The sequence below is a fragment of the Agromyces bauzanensis genome, assembly GCF_014645655.1.
Lineage (GTDB): Bacteria > Actinomycetota > Actinomycetes > Actinomycetales > Microbacteriaceae > Agromyces > Agromyces bauzanensis.
In genome coordinates, this window is sequence record NZ_BMMD01000022.1 from 1 (window position 1) to 18,098 (window position 18,098).

General features: G+C 67.9%; 16 protein-coding genes and 1 tRNA gene. 5 read left to right on the top strand and 12 right to left on the bottom strand.

Annotated features, from left to right (window positions below; all coding sequences use genetic code 11):
• Window positions 1-55: 55 nt before the first annotated feature.
• A tRNA-Gly gene (locus tag IEX31_RS15600) sits at window positions 56-126 on the bottom strand.
• A gap of 109 nt (window positions 127-235) precedes the next feature.
• On the opposite strand from IEX31_RS15600, the gene dcd reads away from it, so the two are divergent.
• The 4 genes from dcd to IEX31_RS15620 all read left to right on the top strand — a co-directional run bounded on the left by dcd (window position 236) and on the right by IEX31_RS15620 (window position 4,173).
• Window positions 236-841, top strand: coding sequence for a dCTP deaminase (gene dcd / locus IEX31_RS15605; RefSeq protein WP_188744330.1), 606 nt, complete (start codon window positions 236-238; stop codon window positions 839-841).
• A gap of 22 nt (window positions 842-863) precedes the next feature.
• A complete protein-coding gene (locus tag IEX31_RS15610) occupies window positions 864-1,931 on the top strand; it encodes a glycosyltransferase (protein WP_188744331.1) in 1,068 nt (355 codons plus the stop codon).
• Between the two features lie 178 nt (window positions 1,932-2,109).
• Complete coding sequence (gene lepB / locus IEX31_RS15615; protein ID WP_188744332.1) at window positions 2,110-2,817, top strand: signal peptidase I; 708 nt, start codon at window positions 2,110-2,112, stop codon at window positions 2,815-2,817.
• 126 nt (window positions 2,818-2,943) lie between these two features.
• Entirely contained in the window at window positions 2,944-4,173 is a 1,230-nt protein-coding gene (locus tag IEX31_RS15620) for a DEAD/DEAH box helicase family protein (protein WP_188744333.1), read from the top strand.
• Between the two features lie 187 nt (window positions 4,174-4,360).
• On the opposite strand, the gene IEX31_RS15625 is transcribed toward IEX31_RS15620, so the two are convergent.
• The 6 genes from IEX31_RS15625 to IEX31_RS15650 form a co-directional block, all read right to left on the bottom strand.
• Window positions 4,361-4,846 (bottom strand): hypothetical protein, encoded by a 486-nt coding sequence (locus tag IEX31_RS15625; RefSeq protein WP_188744334.1) that lies wholly within the window; start codon window positions 4,844-4,846, stop codon window positions 4,361-4,363.
• A 122-nt stretch (window positions 4,847-4,968) separates the two neighbouring features.
• Complete coding sequence (locus tag IEX31_RS15630) at window positions 4,969-5,790, bottom strand: nucleotidyltransferase family protein (protein ID WP_188744335.1); 822 nt, start codon at window positions 5,788-5,790, stop codon at window positions 4,969-4,971.
• Between the two features lie 87 nt (window positions 5,791-5,877).
• Window positions 5,878-7,293, bottom strand: coding sequence for a tyrosine-protein kinase domain-containing protein (locus IEX31_RS15635; protein WP_188744336.1), 1,416 nt, complete (start codon window positions 7,291-7,293; stop codon window positions 5,878-5,880).
• 46 nt (window positions 7,294-7,339) lie between these two features.
• Window positions 7,340-8,713 (bottom strand): O-antigen ligase family protein, encoded by a 1,374-nt coding sequence (locus IEX31_RS15640; RefSeq protein ID WP_188744337.1) that lies wholly within the window; start codon window positions 8,711-8,713, stop codon window positions 7,340-7,342.
• Window positions 8,713-8,976 (bottom strand): PqqD family peptide modification chaperone, encoded by a 264-nt coding sequence (locus IEX31_RS15645; protein ID WP_188744338.1) that lies wholly within the window; start codon window positions 8,974-8,976, stop codon window positions 8,713-8,715. The genes IEX31_RS15640 and IEX31_RS15645 overlap by 1 nt, the downstream gene beginning before the upstream one ends.
• The gene (locus IEX31_RS15650; RefSeq protein WP_188744339.1) at window positions 8,973-10,004 is read right to left on the bottom strand and encodes a MauE/DoxX family redox-associated membrane protein; all 1,032 of its coding nucleotides are present in this window, start codon (window positions 10,002-10,004) and stop codon (window positions 8,973-8,975) included. Before IEX31_RS15650 ends, IEX31_RS15645 begins: the two co-directional genes overlap by 4 nt.
• Window positions 10,005-10,082: 78 nt before the next feature.
• Here IEX31_RS15650 and IEX31_RS15655 point away from each other — a divergent pair, with 78 nt between their 5' ends.
• Window positions 10,083-11,894, top strand: coding sequence for an ABC transporter ATP-binding protein (locus IEX31_RS15655; protein ID WP_188744340.1), 1,812 nt, complete (start codon window positions 10,083-10,085; stop codon window positions 11,892-11,894).
• Window positions 11,895-11,928: 34 nt separating this feature from the next.
• On the opposite strand, the gene IEX31_RS15660 is transcribed toward IEX31_RS15655, so the two are convergent.
• The 5 genes from IEX31_RS15660 to IEX31_RS15680 form a co-directional block, all read right to left on the bottom strand.
• Window positions 11,929-12,894, bottom strand: a complete 966-nt coding sequence (locus IEX31_RS15660) for a hypothetical protein (protein ID WP_188744341.1) — start codon at window positions 12,892-12,894, stop codon at window positions 11,929-11,931.
• Window positions 12,881-14,830, bottom strand: coding sequence for a glycosyltransferase (locus tag IEX31_RS15665; protein WP_188744342.1), 1,950 nt, complete (start codon window positions 14,828-14,830; stop codon window positions 12,881-12,883). The genes IEX31_RS15660 and IEX31_RS15665 overlap by 14 nt, the downstream gene beginning before the upstream one ends.
• A 42-nt stretch (window positions 14,831-14,872) precedes the next feature.
• On the bottom strand, window positions 14,873-15,862 hold the full coding sequence (locus IEX31_RS15670; protein WP_188744343.1) for an exostosin domain-containing protein: 990 nt from the start codon (window positions 15,860-15,862) through the stop codon (window positions 14,873-14,875).
• Between the two features lie 79 nt (window positions 15,863-15,941).
• On the bottom strand, window positions 15,942-17,102 hold the full coding sequence (locus IEX31_RS15675) for a glycosyltransferase family 4 protein (protein ID WP_344999907.1): 1,161 nt from the start codon (window positions 17,100-17,102) through the stop codon (window positions 15,942-15,944).
• Entirely contained in the window at window positions 17,099-18,040 is a 942-nt protein-coding gene (locus tag IEX31_RS15680; RefSeq protein ID WP_188744345.1) for a glycosyltransferase family 2 protein, read from the bottom strand. The genes IEX31_RS15675 and IEX31_RS15680 overlap by 4 nt, the downstream gene beginning before the upstream one ends.
• Window positions 18,041-18,098 lie beyond the last annotated feature (58 nt).

The following is an 18,098-nucleotide window of genomic DNA, read 5'->3' on the forward strand; positions in this document are numbered from 1 at the left end:
CACGAACGTCGATATTACGGCAGAAAGAGCACCTGATCAGGCATTCTCCACGAAGAGCCGATGACGGGAATCGAACCCGCGCTGTCTGCTTGGGAAGCAGAAGTTCTACCATTGAACTACATCGGCGCGCGGCATCCGTTGGATGCAGCGTTGACCATCGTAGCAAGCGCCGCAGCCACTTCCGCTACCGGGAGCTACCCGCCACGCGCCGACCACGGGTCGCTAGGCTGACTGCGTGCTGCTCTCCGATCGCGACATCCGCGCCGAACTCGATCGCGAACGCATCCGGCTCGAGCCCTACGAGCCTGGGATGATCCAGCCGTCGTCGATCGACGTGCGCCTCGACCGCTACTTCCGGCTGTTCGACAACCACAAGTACCCGTTCATCGACCCCGCCGAGGACCAGCCCGAGCTCACGCACCTCATCGACGTGCGCCCCGACGAGCCGTTCATCCTGCATCCGGGCGAGTTCGTGCTCGCGTCGACGTTCGAAGCCGTCACCCTGCCCGACGACGTCGCCGCCCGCCTCGAGGGCAAGAGTTCGCTCGGCCGCCTCGGCCTCCTCACGCACTCCACCGCGGGCTTCATAGACCCCGGCTTCACCGGACACGTCACGCTCGAACTGTCGAACGTCGCAACGCTGCCCATCAAGCTCTGGCCGGGCATGAAGATCGGCCAGATGTGCTTCTTCCGCCTCTCGTCGCCGAGCGAGCGGCCGTACGGCTCGGCCGAGTACGCGAGCCGCTACCAGGGCCAGCGCGGGCCCACGGCGTCGCGCTCGTTCCAGAACTTCCACCGCACGGATGTCGGCGTGACCGAGGCCGGCTCGGCGGGGCGCTGAGTAGGAAGCGAGCGGATGCCCCGTGCCCGACATCGTTCTCGCCCACGACTACCTTGTGCAGATAGGCGGGGCAGAGCGCGTCGTCGCCGAATGGACGGCGGGATTCGGCGCACGCCGCATCGTGACCCTCGCGTACCGGCCCGAATCGACGTTCGACGCGTTCCGTGGGCTCGACGTGCACGCCACGATTCCCCGCTTTCTCGCTGGCCAAGTCGAGCGGATGCTTCCGCTGCTCCCGTCGATTGCGGCTCGGACCACGGTGTCCGGAGGCGATGTCGCACTCGCGTCGAGCAGTGGCTGGGCCCACCGATTCCGCTTCGAGATCCCGCACGTCGTCTACGTGCACAGCCCCGCCCGGTGGCTCTACGCCGCGGACGACTACCGGATGCGGCTCAGCGCATTCCGACGCGTGGCACTCGCGTTCAGCACGCCGCTGCTTCGCCGCGGCGATGCCGCGGCCATGGGGCGGGCGCGTGCCATCATCGCGAATTCCTCCGTCACTCAGCAGCGGATCCGAGCCGCGTACGGTCTCGACTCGATAGTGGTGCATCCGCCCGTCGAACCGGTGTCAGCGGATGCTGTGGCGCCGGCCCGCGAGCTTCCCGACGCGTTCGCCGTGGTGGTCGGCCGCGACCGTGGCTACAAGAACGTGCCGATCGCGGTCGCGGCCGCCCGCGAAGCGGGGCTGCCGATCGCGGTGGTCGGCGCCGGATCGGGGGCGCTCGACGACCCAAGTGCGGGGGTTCATGGCCTCGGGCGGGTATCCGACGCCGAACTCGCCTGGGTGTACCGGCGTGCGGCAGTGATCATCGGCGCCGGGCGTGAAGATTTCGGGCTCACGGTACTCGAGGCCGCCCTCGAAGGCACGCCCGCGGCGACGGTCGCGGCGGGCGGCTACCTCGAGACGGTGCGCGACGGTGTGAACGGCTACCAATCGGCAGCCGCCACGCCTGAGGCACTCGGCGACGCGATCCGCCGCGCGCGCGATCTCGACCCCGCCGCGTGTCGCGAATGGGGACGCGCGTTTCGCCGTGACGCGCACATCGCCCGCATCGCTACGGTGCTCGACGAAGTGGTGAACTGGGCGTGAGCGACACTCTGGGAAGGGCGTGAGCGAATCCACAGGGAGTTGTTCCTCAATCTCTATCAGACAGGGCATCCGCGCAGCCGCGGCTATCCGTCCGGTGGGACGAAGCATCCGCCCAACGACATCTTGTGCCACGGACCTTGGCCATTGATGGAACCTGCCGAGTGGGTACTGTAGCGGGATGACGACTGACGCCTACCTACACCGACCTCGCTGGCGCCGTGTTGTCGGTGGCTTCTGGGCCCAGTTGCTGCTCGCCTTCATCGTCGTCGGGCTAGTCCTGACGTTCGTCGCAAAGCCGTACGTTGTGCCGTCCGGGTCGATGACGCAGACCCTCGAGCCTGACGACCGGATCCTTGTCAATCGACTCGCGTACATGGGATCCGAGCCGACGACTGGCGACATCGTCGTGTTCGATGCGGACGATGCGTGGGAGGTGCCGAGTAGGGCACCGGTCGACCCCATCCGGGCGGCGTTGCGCTGGGTCGGCGAGGCCACCGGCTTCGGCCCGTCAGGACCCCACACGCTCGTGAAGCGGGTGATCGGATCGCCCGGCCAGACGGTTGCGTGCTGTAACCAGTCGGGCGCGGTCCTCGTCGATGGGCAGCCCATCGACGAGCCATATGTCTACAATGACTTTCCGTTCGAGGCGGGAACGCTCGACTGCAGGACGACCCCGCGCTCCTCACGATGTTTCGACGAAGTCACGGTGCCCGACCGGTCTTACCTCGTGCTGGGCGACAATCGCGCTGGTTCCCGGGACTCCGCCGTCTCCTGCCGCTCGGCCGAAGCGCGCGAGGACTGCTGGCGGTGGGCGTCGCGCGCCGCAATTGTCGGCAAGGTCGTCGCCATCCTCTGGCCGATCCCACGATCGGCGGTGCTCGGCTGAGGCGCTGAGCCGCGGTGCACTTGGCATCGGAGCGCGGCAGCGCGCCCCGGTGCCCGTGTAGTAGCTTTGACGGGATGTCGCGCGTCGAAACGGGGTCGCGAGCGGTGCCAACGCGCGAGAGGATGAATGCATGGATCTCCGCGAGTATCTTGGGCTCTATCGCTCGAACTGGCTCAGCGGGGCGCCATCATTGGTCTCGCTCCGCCAGCGCTGGGAAGCCCCGGCGCTAGCCCACAGAGGGACGATTCGTTGAACGTCGACGATCGTGCACCCGCCGAGCATTTCGATGTTGCAGCAATCGGTGCGACGGTCCGCATCCAGTTCGCGCCAGACATGCCAGAAGACTCGCGCGAACGCGTACTCGACGTGTGGACGGGCGCGATCGCGACCGCTCATGTCGCCGACGCGGTCATCCAGGTAGGCCCGCATGGCGAGATCGAGTCCATGCTCGAACATCTTTCGGTTCGCGTGACCCTCGCAGCGCTCGAACGCAAGCGGGGCCAGTTGATCATGATGCATGCCGCGGGAGTCGCGATGGACGATGGCCGCGTGGTCGCCTTCGTCGGTCCGTCCGGCCGTGGCAAGACGACGCTGAGTGCTGCGCTCGGAGCGCACTTCGGCTATGTCTCGGACGAGACCGTCGCCGTCGATCGCGACCTCACCGTCATGGCGTACCGCAAGCCGCTCTCGATGCTGCGCTCGGGCAAGCCCAAGGAACAGGTCTCCCCCCCCCGCGCCGGGTTGCTGGAGCTCCCAACCGCTCGGTTGCGACTCGCGGCGATCGTGTTGCTCGATCGTCGGCCCGGCGTCAGCGAACCGGTGCTGTCGCGCGTTCGCGTGATCGACGCCATCACGGAGCTGATTGCACAACTGAGCTACGTCACCGACCTCGATGCTCCGTTGCAGCGGCTCGCGAGTCTTTGCGACGCTGTCGGCGGTGTGTGGAGGGTGACGTACGGAGAGGCGGCGTCCCTCATCCCCCTCGTGCCCGAGCTGGTTCGCGCACCGCCGGGAGTCGTCGGCACCTGGACACCGCTCGCGTCGGCTCAGGTCGGAGCGGAGGTGGGGACGACGGAGTTCAAGTGGGGGGCCGTCTCCGACGCGATCGCAGCTGACGGATCCGTCGCGGTCATGAGTGACGGGGTCCTACGAGTGCTCGCCGGTATCGCCCCGTCAATCTGGATAGGGATCAGCAGGGGCCTCTCGTTCGAGCAGCTCGTGGCTCAGGCAATCGCCGACTTCGACCGGCCGCCGCTTGGCGACGCGTCGAAACTGGTCGCTGCGGTGATCGATGAACTCGTCCGCGAAGGGCTGGTCGTCGCTGAGGATCGCCAGACCGAACGCGGCACGCTGTGATCGGCACCGCGCGCGGCGGACGCACCGACAGGGCTCGCGGAGGTGGAAGGCACGTCTCGAAGCACGAGTGGGCCCGCTTTCGAGTGCCCGTCCCCGTGGTCGCGGCGCTGGCTTCGATCTGGAGGTTGAAATGAAGAACACCGACCCGTCAACGGGTCGGTGTTCTTCATAGTGAGGCGTTACTGGGTCATGCAGGCGGGGCCGCGCAGGTTCCGATCGAATCCTCGACCTTGTCGCAGTCGGGCGGCGCGCCCACCTCGGCGGTCAGAGTCTCGGTGGTGCCCTTGATGTGGTACTCGATCTCCAAGAAGTGGCCGCTGTTGTCCGCGAAGCCTTCGACAGTGACGCACTCGCCGGTGGCGACTTCCTCGCTTCCCTGCCAGATCACCTCGGACTGTGCCTTGGTGTACACCTTGGTGATCACGAGAACCGCAGAGCCGCTCGGGCAGGCGGTGCCGCCCGCGCAGATCTTGAGGAAGTAGTGCCATGGCAGATCCGTGCTCTGGCCCGGGCACTTGCAGCTGCCGGGACCGAGCACAGCAGTCGGGATACAGCTCGCCGCGGCGAGCGGCGCGGTTGCAGTAACGGCCACCACGGGCACTGCCCATGCCATGGCCTTCGTGACAGTACGACGGCTGATGCCGGTCTGCTCGGGTCGATCGATATCGGCCATTGCCTCTTCGCCTTTCTGGGGCTGTGTATTCGGTAATCGAAACTCTGGTGCGGACGGTGCATCTTGAGAGAACCTTAGAAGAGTACCGCATCGCCTGTCGAGAGCGATATCGGATGTTCCCCTCATTCGGGGGGTCCCAGACTCCTTCGGCGGAGGAGTTCGCGAATCCCCCGCGCGGGCCGAGCGAAGAACTCCCGAACGATATCCCAGGGGGACGGGCGCCGCCCCAGTGCATGTTCGAGATGGGCCTTGTTCACCAAGGGGGCCCGGAGGACGACAACGATGCGATCGTGGACCGTAGGCGCGGCCTGCACACGGCCCAGCCACTCCTCGACACGACCGCCGCCCTCCGTGGTCGCCTTCCACAGACGGTACTCGCGAGCCCCGCGGTGGTCATCGATTCGGCCGAAGGCGGCGTCGAACGCCAGGCCTGCCTTGAGTTCATCGATCTCGATCTCGATCTCGCGTCGGCGATCGGCGTTATTCCATGCGCCATCCGGATCGAGTGGGCGGCGCGCTCGAGCCGCGTTCAAGATCACGATCACGGACTGCGCCGGCAGGCTCGGCACGGGACAGTCCACTCCAGCGAACTCGATCGTGCGGCGCGCCGCCCACAGGCGTTCGAAGGCCGGCGAAGGCGCGATGCCGATGCCGGGAAAGGAACGGTGCATGTCGAGGAAGCCCCATGTCTCATGCAGATACGTCTGCGCGTGACCGAATGGGGACCCGCCGAGGAACGTGCTGTAGATGCGCCAGCCCACGCTGCGGAGCGCATGATCCAACACGACGGTATGCTCCGGACGCACAAGCACGTCCACATCGCTACCTGGCGATGAGAGCGGACGAACCGCGGACTCGACCGCATCGCCCTTGATGTGCAGCAGATCGATGTGACTGCGGTCGGCGAGCACCTGAACCGCTGCGCGCCCGAGGTGCAGCCGCACGACCGGTGGTACCGCTGCGAGCGCGGAATCTCCTGGACGTCTCATGCCGGCAGCCTCTCAGCGATTCCAAGCGGCTATCGGCATCGGTCAGGCCGACTCCGCTGCAGCACGGCTCGACGACCGCGTGCGGCTGCCGCCACTCGCATACTCCTGCACGTACGCCGTTGCGGCGTATGGTGAGGCGTCGCCGCCCTTCAACGGCACCTTGTTGAGCACGAGTCCGAGTGCGCGGCCGTTGACCTTTCGCAGCGCGTCGAGCGACTTCTCGACGAAGTCGTAGTTGGTCTTGCCGACGCCAACGACGAGCAGCGCCCCATCGGCCTGCTGCGTGAGCACAGCACCGTCGGTCACAGCGAGTAGCGGTGGCGCATCGATGATGAGAGTGGCGTGCTTCGCGAGGTCGTCGAGCAGTTGTCGCATGCGAGCGGATCCGAGCACTTCACTCGGGTTCGGTGGAATGGTCCCCGCCGCGAGCACCAGCAAGTGCGCGTCGTGCGGCGTGCGTTGGAGCACATCGACGACAGGCGCACGGCCAGTCAGCACATCGCTGAGACCGGCGCCCCCCGGCAAGCCCAGGTTGATTGCCACAGTGGGGCGGCGGAGGTCGCCGTCGATGAGGACGACCGCTTCGCCACTACGAGCGAGCGTCAGTGCGAGATTGCAGGCGACCGTCGACTTGCCGTCGCCAGGCAACGGACTGGTCACGACGATCTTCCGCGGCGGGTTGTCGACATCCATGAAGCGCAGATTGGTGCGAAGCGAGCGCAGGGCCTCGGCGACCGGGGAGGTGCGGTCGTCGGCAGCGCCGGTCAGCAACTTGCTCGTGCCGGTGAGTGCGGCAGAGGCGGGAATCGTGCCCACGACCGGGACATGCAGTTTCGCTTCGACGTCGTCGGTCGCCCTGACTCGCCGATCGGACGCGGTACGGATCAGGGCAAATGCGATGCCGGCACCGAGGCCGAGCACGCCGCCGACGATGAGGGCGGTGCGAGTGTCTGGAAAGACCGGCGTGCTCGGCACCGTGGCTGCGGCGGCGGAGTAGATGCTGATCTCGGTGGGGGAGTCCTTACCGTCGACGACTGCCACGGTGGTGGCCAGCGCGTCGATCCACGCTTGGGCGAGAGCCGCAGCCTCCTCGGGAGTGTTGGCTCTGGCCGTGAACCTGATGATGGCAGTGCCTTCCGGGTTCTCGACCGTGATCCGCGCGGCGACGGACCCGAGGCTGGCTGTGAGTCCAAGTTCATCGATCGCGCGCTCTGCGACCTCCTGCCACCCCGCCATGTCGAGAAGGGTCGGCACCTTCAGACGGGCTGCGCTGTCGTCGCTGAAGAGTTGACCATTCTCGTAGGCCGTCTTCGCCTGCACGACACCGCTCGCGGTCGCCTCGTAGACGGGAGTCTGCAGGAGCGACCAACCGTATGCGGTCCCGACGCCCAGCAGTGTCATCAGGGCGATCGCCAGCCAGTGGCGGCGCAATCCGCGAAGGTAATCGCGCAGCTCCATGCGCCCCCCTGGGTGTCAGTGTTGGCCGACCGGGCGGCCGACGGCTCTATCGTAGGGCAGCGGGCTTGAGAGTCCCTCGCAGATCGGCCGACGGCGCCAATCCGGCGTCTGTGGTGCCCGAGGAATCCGCCGACCGTTGCAGGGCCAGGGCACCCAGGCAGATGCCGGCGATGACGAACGGCACCGAGGTCTGGACGCCAGCCCAGAACAGGTCGAATTGCGCTTGGACGATCCGACTGAGCACCGCTGCGAGGGCCAGTGTGCCGAACGCCTTGTCGACGCGAGACAGCACGACCGTGAATCCGACCCACATGGTCGCGAACGCGGCGAGCCCGACGAGTCCGGCGGAGGCGATCACTTCGAGCTCGGCCTGGGGGGGTTGGTAGGGCAGCGTCGGGTCGACATACCAGAAGCGCAGACCGTGCCCGAAGATCGGTGCGTGCTTCCAGTAGGCATACACCTCGCGGAACCATTCGAGCCGCTGGAACGTCGAATTGTGGCGGTTCTGCGAATCGAGCTGTTCGAGCACCATCGACACCGCGAGCCAGACGGCCGGCACCGCGAGCGCAAGCAGCAGCTTCGACCGGCCGCCGCGACGCAGCGCGATCACGATCGCTGCGATGACGAGTCCCATCCACGCCTGGCGTGACTGGCTCATCACGATCGCGATGAGCAACAGCCAGAGCGCTGGGCGCGTCCAGCGGGTGGAGAGGCCCGCCCAAGGCGGGTGCACGTACGCGATCAACGCGACGAATGCCAGCGCAGTGCCGACGAAGTTCTTGTGCATCGCCCAAGGGATCTGCGGATAGACCGGGCCGAAGTTGCCGCCGGCGTATTGGATGACGCCCCAGATGACCGTGCCGGCGGCGAGCACACACCCGGTGATGAGCATCGCGCTGAACGCCCACCTCGCGTAGCCGACCCGCCCGATCGCCCAGCCGACCACGAGCGCGCCCGAGATCAGCAACCAGGCATGGAACCACTCGACGGCGTTCTGCACGAAGGGGTTGACGATCACCGTGAGGAGGGTCGCGAATTGGTAACCGAAGTTGAACCACAGCATCGCGCGCAGTTCGCGGCTGTAGGGCCGATGCCCCAGCAGTACCGCGGTCCCGAACGCAGCGGCGAGGGCCACATCCGAGGCCGAGACGTCGGCGCCGCCCATGCCTGCTCGCTGGGCGACGAAGAGCGCCGGCATCGCCATCAGCGCGATCGCGAGCGGTTTCGACATCGTGAGCACCGCACCGACGACGAGCGCCGCGAGCGCGATGCCGGTGACGAGCGCACCGTTGCCCGCGCGATCGAGCAGCAGGTAGATCGCGACCACCGTGCCGGCGGCGGTGATCGACCAGCGCCAGGCACCCGCCCACCAATCGGCGACGCGGTCACGCAGCGGCGCTCGCATCGCGTTCGCCGACATCAGGCTGCCTCCTCGACCAGCAGGCCACGGGCGACGAGGTCATGGACGAACGCGTCCACATGAAACGCGATCTCTTCGACCGGGCCGTCGACCTGGGCGACGACCCGGTCGACGAGGTGCTCGCGGTTGCCCTGTGTCGCCTCGGTGAAGATGAGCGCGGCCACGCCGTCGAGCGCGAGGATCGGCCCGTCGGGCAACGGCGCGAGATAGATCGCATCACCGGATGCCTCCAAGCCTACGTCTGCCGCGAGCGCGTACCTCATCGGCCGGGTGATCCTTCGTCTGGCAGGCGCTCGCCGTGCAGGCTCTCGTAGATGTCGGCAACGAAGGACGTGATCGCCCGTTCACCCTGCTCGGGGCCGCCCGCGAGCAGCCCGTCGACGCCGAGCAGCACCGCGGCCGGTGTGCCCCAATCGGCGATCGACGCCCGCACATTGCCATCGGGATCGTGCAGCGTGTGCGGATGTTCGAGCTCAGTGAGCTTGCTCTCCTCGGGCAGCCGCGACACCAGCATTCGCACGTCGACCTCGGGCAGGAGCGCGCGCCACGCGGGCACACGTTCGATCACCGGGGCGCACGAGCCGCAGGTCTCGGACACGGCGAGGAGCAGGATCGGTCGTGAGAGGGACAGCGTGCGAAGGTTCGCCCGGCTGCCGTCGCCCAGGGTCACCGGAACCGCCGGAGTCCTGGCGCGCACGTAGTCGAGCTGGTCGTCCACCGAGCCGGGCGTCTCGGTCATGGCCGGGCTCGCAAGGGGGTCGGGCAGCTCCGGTTCGCGCCAGACGATGATGGCGGCCGTGAACGCAGCGGCCGCGAGCGCCACCAGCCATGCCCAGTCCGCGCCGAGGGCGGCGAGCGCGCCGCCGGCGAGCGGCGCCGCCCAGATCGTGGCCGCTGCCACGAGAGCGAGGAACAACAGCCACGCATTTCGGAGCAGGGTGACCCCGGTGACGGGCGCCGATTCGCCGAAGCAGGCGCAGGTGGCATCCGCGCCGGACTCACGGGCCTTCGACCAGGCGCGGCCGATCAGCCAAGTATAGGCGGCCATCAGCGCGACGCAGGCGAGCGCGGCGAGCGAGCCGAGCAATCCACCGAGAAGCGCCAACGCGAGGCCGAGGACGAGCTCGCCCCACGGGTGCAGCCGTAGCAGCCATTCGCGGCGAAACGCGGCGGGCACGCCCAGGTCGGCCCATCCAGCGAGGTCATCGGGCCGGCGGAGCTTGGCGACGGCGCTCGCGACCATGACCGCGGCGAGGATGAGCGCGGGAGCGGCGATGAGGGCGGTCGACATGAGACGATCCTACCGAGGCGACCCGTATAAACTGCTGTCGCGAGTCCGGTCGGGCTCGGCCGCGGCGACGAGGGAACGATGGGATCACCGGCACGGGGCAACGGGCTCATCTCCCAGCTGAAGCGATTGCTCGTCGTCGCCGGCGCGCACCCGGCCGCCTGGGTCGGGACGACGGTCGTGGTCTCGCTGGTACTCGCCGGCCTCGATACGCTGGGCGTTGCTGCGATGGTCCCGCTCACGCAGCTGATCGGCGGAGCCGACACGGGCTCGGGCGCGCTCGCCGTCATCTCGGGCATCGTCGGCACGAGCGACGCCACCGTCCTCATCCCGATCGTGGCTGCCGCGATCGCCGTGCTGTTCGTGGTGAAGAGCCTCGCGTCGATCGGCTTCCGTTGGCAACTGCTGGGTCGCACGACGCGGGTCTCGGCGGACGCCGCGTCGGCCTTGCTGCGCGGATACGTGCTCGCACCCTACGCAGTGCACCGCGGACGTCGCCTGCGCGAGATCTATCGAAGCGTCAACGAGGCCGTCTCGCAGTCGACCTCGGTGCTGCTCGCGTCCGTCAGCATCTGCACCGACCTTGCCGTGCTGGCCGCGATCACTGTCGTGCTGGCGATCACGGACCCCGTGGTGACCGTCGTCACCGTGCTCGTGTTCGGCGTCTTCGTGGTCGGTCTGCAGCGCCTCCTGCGTCGCAGGCAGACCCGCCTCGGTGAAGAGGCGGCGGCCGTGAGCCTGGAGGTGTGGCAATACCTGCTGCCGAGCCTCGACGGATTCCGCGAAGCTCGGCTCAGCTCCCGCGGCGAGGACTTCGTGCGCGGCTACCGGAGCGCCCGGTTGCGCGGTGCACGTCTCGGACGAGACATGGGAATCATCAGCGACATCCCGCGCTACTCGCTCGAGATCGGGTTCGTCGTCGCGGTCGCCGCCATCTCGGCCTATCTGTTCACGGTGGGGACTCCCGCCGAGGCGCTCGTCGTGCTCGGAGTGTTCGCGGCGGCGGCGCTCCGCGCCCTGCCCACGCTGATCCGGGTGTCGTCGAACGTGGCGACGCTGCGCACGGGGCAGGCGGGGTTACGCATCTTCCTCGCGGCGGCCGACGAGCTTCGGAGCGGCGGCGAGCACGATGAGCAACCCCGCGATCAATCCCGGTACCTTGGCGATCTGGTCCTCGACGGAGTCCAGTTCCGATATCCCGACGCGGACGCGCCCGTGCTCGACGGTCTGTCGCTGCGCATTCCGCAGAACACCACGATCGCTTTCGTGGGGTCGAGCGGGGCCGGGAAGAGCACTCTCATCGATCTCGTGCTCGGGCTGTTGGAGCCTACCCGGGGCTCGATCCTGTGCGGCGGACGTCCCATCGCCGACGATCTCGCTGCGTGGTACGCAGGCCTCGGGGTCGTGCCACAGGATGTCTTCCTGTTCAACGACACGGTGGCCATGAACGTGGCGTTCGAGGTCGACCCCGATCGAGTCGACCTCGCCCGCGTGCGCGAGGCCCTCGCGATGGCGCAGCTCGATGAGCTCATCGCGGCCATGCCGGACGGTGTGCAGACGGTCGTCGGCGAACGAGGGGTGCGTCTTTCCGGCGGGCAGCGCCAGCGCCTGGGCATCGCGCGGGCGCTCTACCGACGCCCGAACGTGCTGGTGCTCGACGAGGCGACCTCCGCGCTCGACAACGAGACCGAGCACCAGATCTCCGAGACCCTCGCGACGCTGGGCGGCACGATGACGATCCTGATCGTGGCGCACCGGCTGTCGACGGTCCGCCATGCCGACACCCTGGTATTCCTCAAGGACGGACACATCGAGGCGCAGGGGGCGTTCGAGGAGGTGCGCGCCGCGAACTCCGAGTTCGCCCGGCTCGTCGAACTCGGTCGACTCGACTGAGCTCGGCCGAATCGACCGGTCGAGTGGATCAGCTTCAGATGAGCTCGTCGAGCAGACTCAGGAGTTCATCGCTGCGTTCGGGGTCGACCTTGCGACAGAACGGCGAGCGCGAGGCGCGTATCTCGTCGAAATCGGTCGCGGTCCAGACGACGCACTGGTCGACCGTCTCGTCCCACCGCATGTAGCTCACCGGTGGCAGCTGCGCGGGTGCGCTGCGCCATGCGAGCGCCGTCTGCAGGGCGGATTCATCGGGAATCATGGTGCGACGGTAGACGCGCCGCAGGGGAGAGCCAGGGGCGAAGTCCTCGTCGAGGAGCCGGTCGAGTTCGACGCGACGCACGGCGAGAGTCTGGCCGCCGAAGTAGCACGGGCGCTCCGGGCTGAAGCACGCCGGCGCACGCGCGATGCCGTAGTGGATGCCCCGGCCACGGGTGACGTCCCGCACCCCGAACGCCGGTTCGAGTCGCAGGGCCGCGGCCCAGCGGAGACGTACCCACCACCGCGGCGCCGACGTGACCCAGCCCGACCAGAACGGCCGATACCAGCGCATGGTGTATCGGGTGAGACGGTCGTCGCCGACTCCTCGCGCGCGACCCCACCGCGGCGTGTACTCCAGGGGTGACGCTGTACCGACCCAGCCCTCGGCGGAAACGGCCTCGCGCTCCCACTCGGCGAGCGAACGAGCCGGGTAGTCAGCACCAGTGATGAGCGTGACCAGGGCCGGGTCGAACAACTCGCGTGCGCGAGAGAATGCCCTGAGCGTGGCCTCCACGAGTTCCCAGGATCCCCAATCGCTGGGAAGGCCGTGCGTGTACACCACGATGCGCGGATCATCGACGAACGCCGGGAACTGCTCGGCCCGGGCGTCGTGGGCGATCAACACACGTGAACGCGGACTCGAACGCAGGATCGCAGCAGCCAGGCGCTGCACCTGCTTCCAGCCGGCGTGGGTCAGGATCACGTAGACCGCGCGCACCGGCTCGTCGTCAGTGGCGGTCATTCAGCAGCTCGCCCCAGTACGATCGGCGCAGCCAGAGCGGGCGTGCGGCGTAGACGACATCGCGGCGGCGGAGGAGGTCATCGCCGACGGCGAGCGCCTCACGGAACGTGCGGTAGTCCCGCGCACGCCAGCATGCAGCGAGCGCCCACTCCAGCACGCGTCGATAGTGCGGTCGGTACGCGTCGAGCGGTCGATGCGATGGAGTCGGCAGCGCCGACGGCTGCCAGAAGCCCTGGATCGCCCGAAGGGCGGTGAGTCCTTTCAGCGGATTGGCCGAACGCGTGACCGTCCCCGCGTGATCCCGTGAGAACGCGAGCGGTTCGCCGATGCAACGCCATTCCGCCAGTCGAGCGACATTGACGTACATCACCCAGTCTTGGGCGGTGATCATGCCTTCCGGAAACCCGCCGGCGGCGGTGATGAGTTGCCGACGCACCGCCGTCGTGCTCATCGCGCCGCGCATCCGTTCGAGCAGCAGATCGAAGCTCCGTCCCTCGATCCGCATGTACTCGCGCGGATTCTTCGGCACCACCCCGGCACTTCGCTCAAGACATTCGTCGAGCGTCGTAGCGTCGAAATCGGCGGCTGGTCCCGCCGGCGAGGCGAAGCTCCAGCACTTCGTGTTGAGTGCAGCGACCTCGGGGTCGGATTCGATCTCGAGCTCGATGCGCTGCAGGTACTCAGGATGCAACAGGTCGTCGTCGTCGAGGAAGCAGACCCAATCGGTACGGGCCAGTTCGATGCCCCGATTACGTGCGGCAGACACCCCGGCTCGATCGATGGCGATTCCTTCGACGGGCAACTCGGTCAACAGCGCCGATGCCGGATCATCGCGTCCGTCGGCGACGACGATGATCTGGTCGAACGGCCGAGTCTGTCGGAGCGCACTGTCCACCGCCTGACGCAGCAGCTCGGGCCGGCGGTGGGTGGGGATGACCAGGGCGAAGGTGGGCGGACCGTTCGGCGGTGGGGAAGCGGACGGCCGCAACGGCCGTGCGGAGAGCGTTCGGCGCAAGGCCTTGCCTCCGGCGTCGGTGCGGCGGGCAGGCGTCGGGCGCAGTCCCGCTTGTCTCAACGCGACAGCCAGCCCCCACGAGACTCCCAAGCTCGTGACGCCGAGCCGCCGGGCACGCGCGAGCATCCCGCCGGCAGATCGAATCCCATCGAACTGTCGCGCGATCCAGCGCCGCAGCATCGGCGAACCGAGGCCCTGGTCGCGCGCGAGCAGGACCACGTGGTTGCGTCGTCCGTACAGCTTGTACCGAGTGTCGAATCGCGCGCCTTGCACGTGCGGCGCCGCGCGGTGGTCGACGACCGCCTGGGGGGCGAACAGCGCAATGCCGCCGATCGCGCGCACTCGGAGGAAGATGTCCGTGTCCTCGCGCAGTGCGGTGCCGGGGTAGTCGTCGCGGAATCCCCCGAGCTCGGCGAGCACGCCGCGGCGGAAGGACATGTTCGCACCGATCCCATGATCGATTAGCACCGGTGCATCGCGGGCAGCTGCGAAGCCGTCCGTGAGTGTGCCGTCGGCACGCAATGCGCCGATCGGGAGATCGTAGTGTTCCTCGCCGGGAATGCCGTTGCACGTGCGGCCGCCGACCGCCGCGACTGCGGGATCGGCGAAGACGGCGACGATCGCCTTCGCCCAGTCGGGGCGCACCACGACGTCATCGTCGATGAACGCGATGACCTCCCCGCTGGCCCAACGCAGGGCCTCATTGCGGGAGCGTGTCATCCATCCCGCCAGGAGGGGCGCATGCACATACCGCACTCCGGGAAATGCGAGTTCCGCTCTCTCCCGCACGGCATTGCGGGATGCGTCGACGACGACCACTTCTGGCGGTTCACCCTCCAGCGCGCGCAGCCCCTCGAGACAGCGCACAAGGAACGTCGGCCGCTCGAAGGTGACGATGCACACCGTGAGGTGTTCCGTCATTCCTCGCGTCCCTCGCAGTTCGCCGAACAGTCCGATTGCATACTAACTGGCACTGATGTTGCTGGACCGGTCGCGGGCATGTTGACGCAGTCGGTCGATCTTCCTGCGCGCGAGACCCGCCGCGTGGCGGACCACCCGCCGATCGGGCGGAAAGCCGTATCGAGGAAAGCTCCGCCACGGCATCGTCGCGGCGAGTTGTTCGAGGGCGTCCCCGATGCGATCGAACATCATCTCTGGGGCGAACTTCTCCTCGAACACCCGCCTCGCCCGTCGCCCCATCTCCGCAGCGTCCTGCTCGTGGAGCTCGAGGTAGTCGATGAGACCGTCGATGTTGCGTTCCGGCCACACGATCGCGAATTCCGTGACGTCGATGCCCTGCGGGGGCACCCACTCGTCGGAGAACACGACCGGCACGCGTCCGGCGACCATCGTCTCGTAGAATCGGATCGACGATGTCGCGCGGCCGCGGGGGCAGAGCACGAACGATGAGCGCCGCAACGTCTCGGCGAAGAAGACACGACGATCGTGGAAACCCGGGGCGTCCGGCCGCCACGGAACGTGCCCGTCCACCCGTTTGACCAAACCTCGAGGATGGTCGAGCTGGAGCAGCTGCTCGCGGGACGTGTGGGAACGAGCCGTTCCGACGAACGAGAACAGCAGATCCACCGGGCGATCCGGGGCGGCCAGGTCGTCCTTGATCTTGTGATAGCTCCACGGAATCTGGTAGCTGCGACGGAGCGTGCTCCATGGCGCGCTCGTGTAAAGCCCGGGCAGAGAGCAATACGCGCGAGGTCGCTGATCGAACACGAAGCATCGATCGCGATACCGTCGGAACTCCTCGGACGCTCGAATCCGATTCAGCGTGATGGGATCGTCGAGTTGGTGGCACTCGGTGAACAGGATGACATCAGCGCCTGCAGCGTCGGTCGCAAGTTCGTGACGATGCGACTTGCTCACCCGGGCGAGCCACTCGAACTCCCTGACAGCCGAGATCTCGGGAGGAACCCCGACGGTCGGAAGGAAGATGCGCATCGCACTCCACTCATACTCGGCTGCAGATTCCGTGGGCGGCCTCGTCGATACGGCTCGCAGTTGTAGGCTCCCAGCAAGACTAGTCGCCGAATTCAGGCGCTCCGACATCGAGCACCTCGCGTAGGCGCCGCCACGTCCACGCCCAGTCATGCGCCTCCGCCCATTGCCGACCCGCCCGGCCGAGCCGACGACGCAGGTCCGGGTCCTCGAGCAGGCGTCGAAGCGTGGCTCCGAGATCGGCCGGGTCATCGGGCGTGACCAGCAGGCCAGCGGGGCCGATCGCCTCGGGGATGCCGCCTACTCGGCTCGCCACGACGGGGATGCCGGTCGCGAGGCCCTCGCCGACGGTCAGGCCGCTGGGTTCCGGCCACCGTGACGGCACGCAGAGCACGTCGGCGGTGCGGAGGAGCTCCGGGAGCCCGGTTCGATCGACGAACGGACGGAACTCCACGCGCGCACTGGACCGGGCCGCGAGAGCCCGCAGCCCGCTCTCGTAGTCGGTGAGCGGCGCTCGGGGATCGAAGCCGGCGCTGCCGACCACGATGATCTCGAGCTCCGAGCGTCCGAACGCGGCCGCGGCTCGCAACAGCGTGTCGACGCCTTTCGCCGGAACGACGCGACCGACGAACATCACCCGCATCGGGCCGTCGTGCGATCGCGCTGCACCGGGGGTGAACGCGGCCGCGTCGACGCCGTTGCCGACCACATGCACCTTGGGTTCGTTCCCGGAACCGACCAGCGCTCGCGTGCGCGCGGCGAGGTCGCGGCTGACGCACACGATGGCGTGGGCTGGAGCGAGTGTTCTCGCTGCCTCGTGACGGGCGTAGGTGCGCAACAGCTCGTTGTGCGCGTAGATCACGACTCGATGTTCGGTGTCGCGTAGCAGCCAGGCCAGTTGCGGCGCGTTGTGCGCCAGCACGATCGAGGGCGGCTGGGAGCGGAGCGCCGCGACGAGCGGCCCGAAGTACGCCGACGCTCCGAGCCGGGGAATCGCGAATCGACCGAGAGCAGGATCGAGGTACTGGCGCACCCGGGCCGACACATGACGACCCGGGTACTCGATGACGTCGGCGCTGTCGTGGCGGGGCCGATACGTCGAGCGCTCGACCACGACGGCGTGCCGCGCATCCCCGCACGCGACTGCGGCCCGTGCGAGTCCGTCCACGACTGTCGGGATCGCCGAACCGGTGCGTGGGGAGAAATGATCCCACGGAGTGATCGTGTGGATGACTCGGATCATCTTCCCCCGGCCTCGCCGGAGCGTACAGCACTGCCGCCGAGTCTGGTGTGCCTGAACATGCCGTCGACCAACCCGGTCGGCGCGACGCGAAGCGCCCAGGCGATCTCGCGCGCGGCCCCGCCGGGCTTGCCTCGACGCAGGTCGGCTCTCGCGCTGCGCAACGCTCGCCACCAGGCGAACCGGCGATTCTTGCGCAGGCTCTCGGAGAGTGCGCCGGCCAGCTCACGATCTCCTCGTTCGGCGGCAGCGGCACGATGCACGAGCAGCACCTGATCGATGGAGCGAACGAGTTCGCGGTGCCGTCGCGTGACCGATTCGGCGTGTGCGCGATAGTCCACGAGCGCGCCCTCCACGAATATGAACTCGCCGAGCTGGGCGAGGCGCAGCACCAGGTCGAGATCCTCGGCCTGCGTGAACGCGGGATGGAATCCGCCCACCTGATCGAGCGGCGCTCGACGCACAAGGAGGTTCGGCCCGATGATCCCCGTCGCACGGCGGGCAATGCCCTGTCGATCGACCTGCGCCTGGTCGGCTTCGACGAGCACCGAACCCGCCTCGTCGATGACACGCATGCCGCAATAGGACGCCACCGCCTCGGGAGCGGCATCGAGCGCGGCGGCCTGCAACGCCAGCCGGTCCCGATGCCATCGATCGTCATCATCGAGGAACGCGACGTATTCACCCTTCGCCCGGGCGATTCCCAGATTGCGGGCCGTGGAGACGTTCGCATCCGGCAGCGTCAGCACGAGCGCGGTCGGAACGATCGTGCGCACGGCGGTCGTGACCGGCTCGGCGTCGGGCATGCCGTTGACGACGACGATCAGTTCGACCGGCTGGCGATGCTGCGCGGCCATGGATTCGAGCGCCTCCACCAGATACTCGCTGATGCGGTTCGTCGCCATGACAACGCTGACCAGCGAAGGCCTGCCGTCCGTCATGCGCACATTCTACGGTCGGTCCCATCGTCGGCGGAGGAGACCAGGTCAGCCGCCCCGC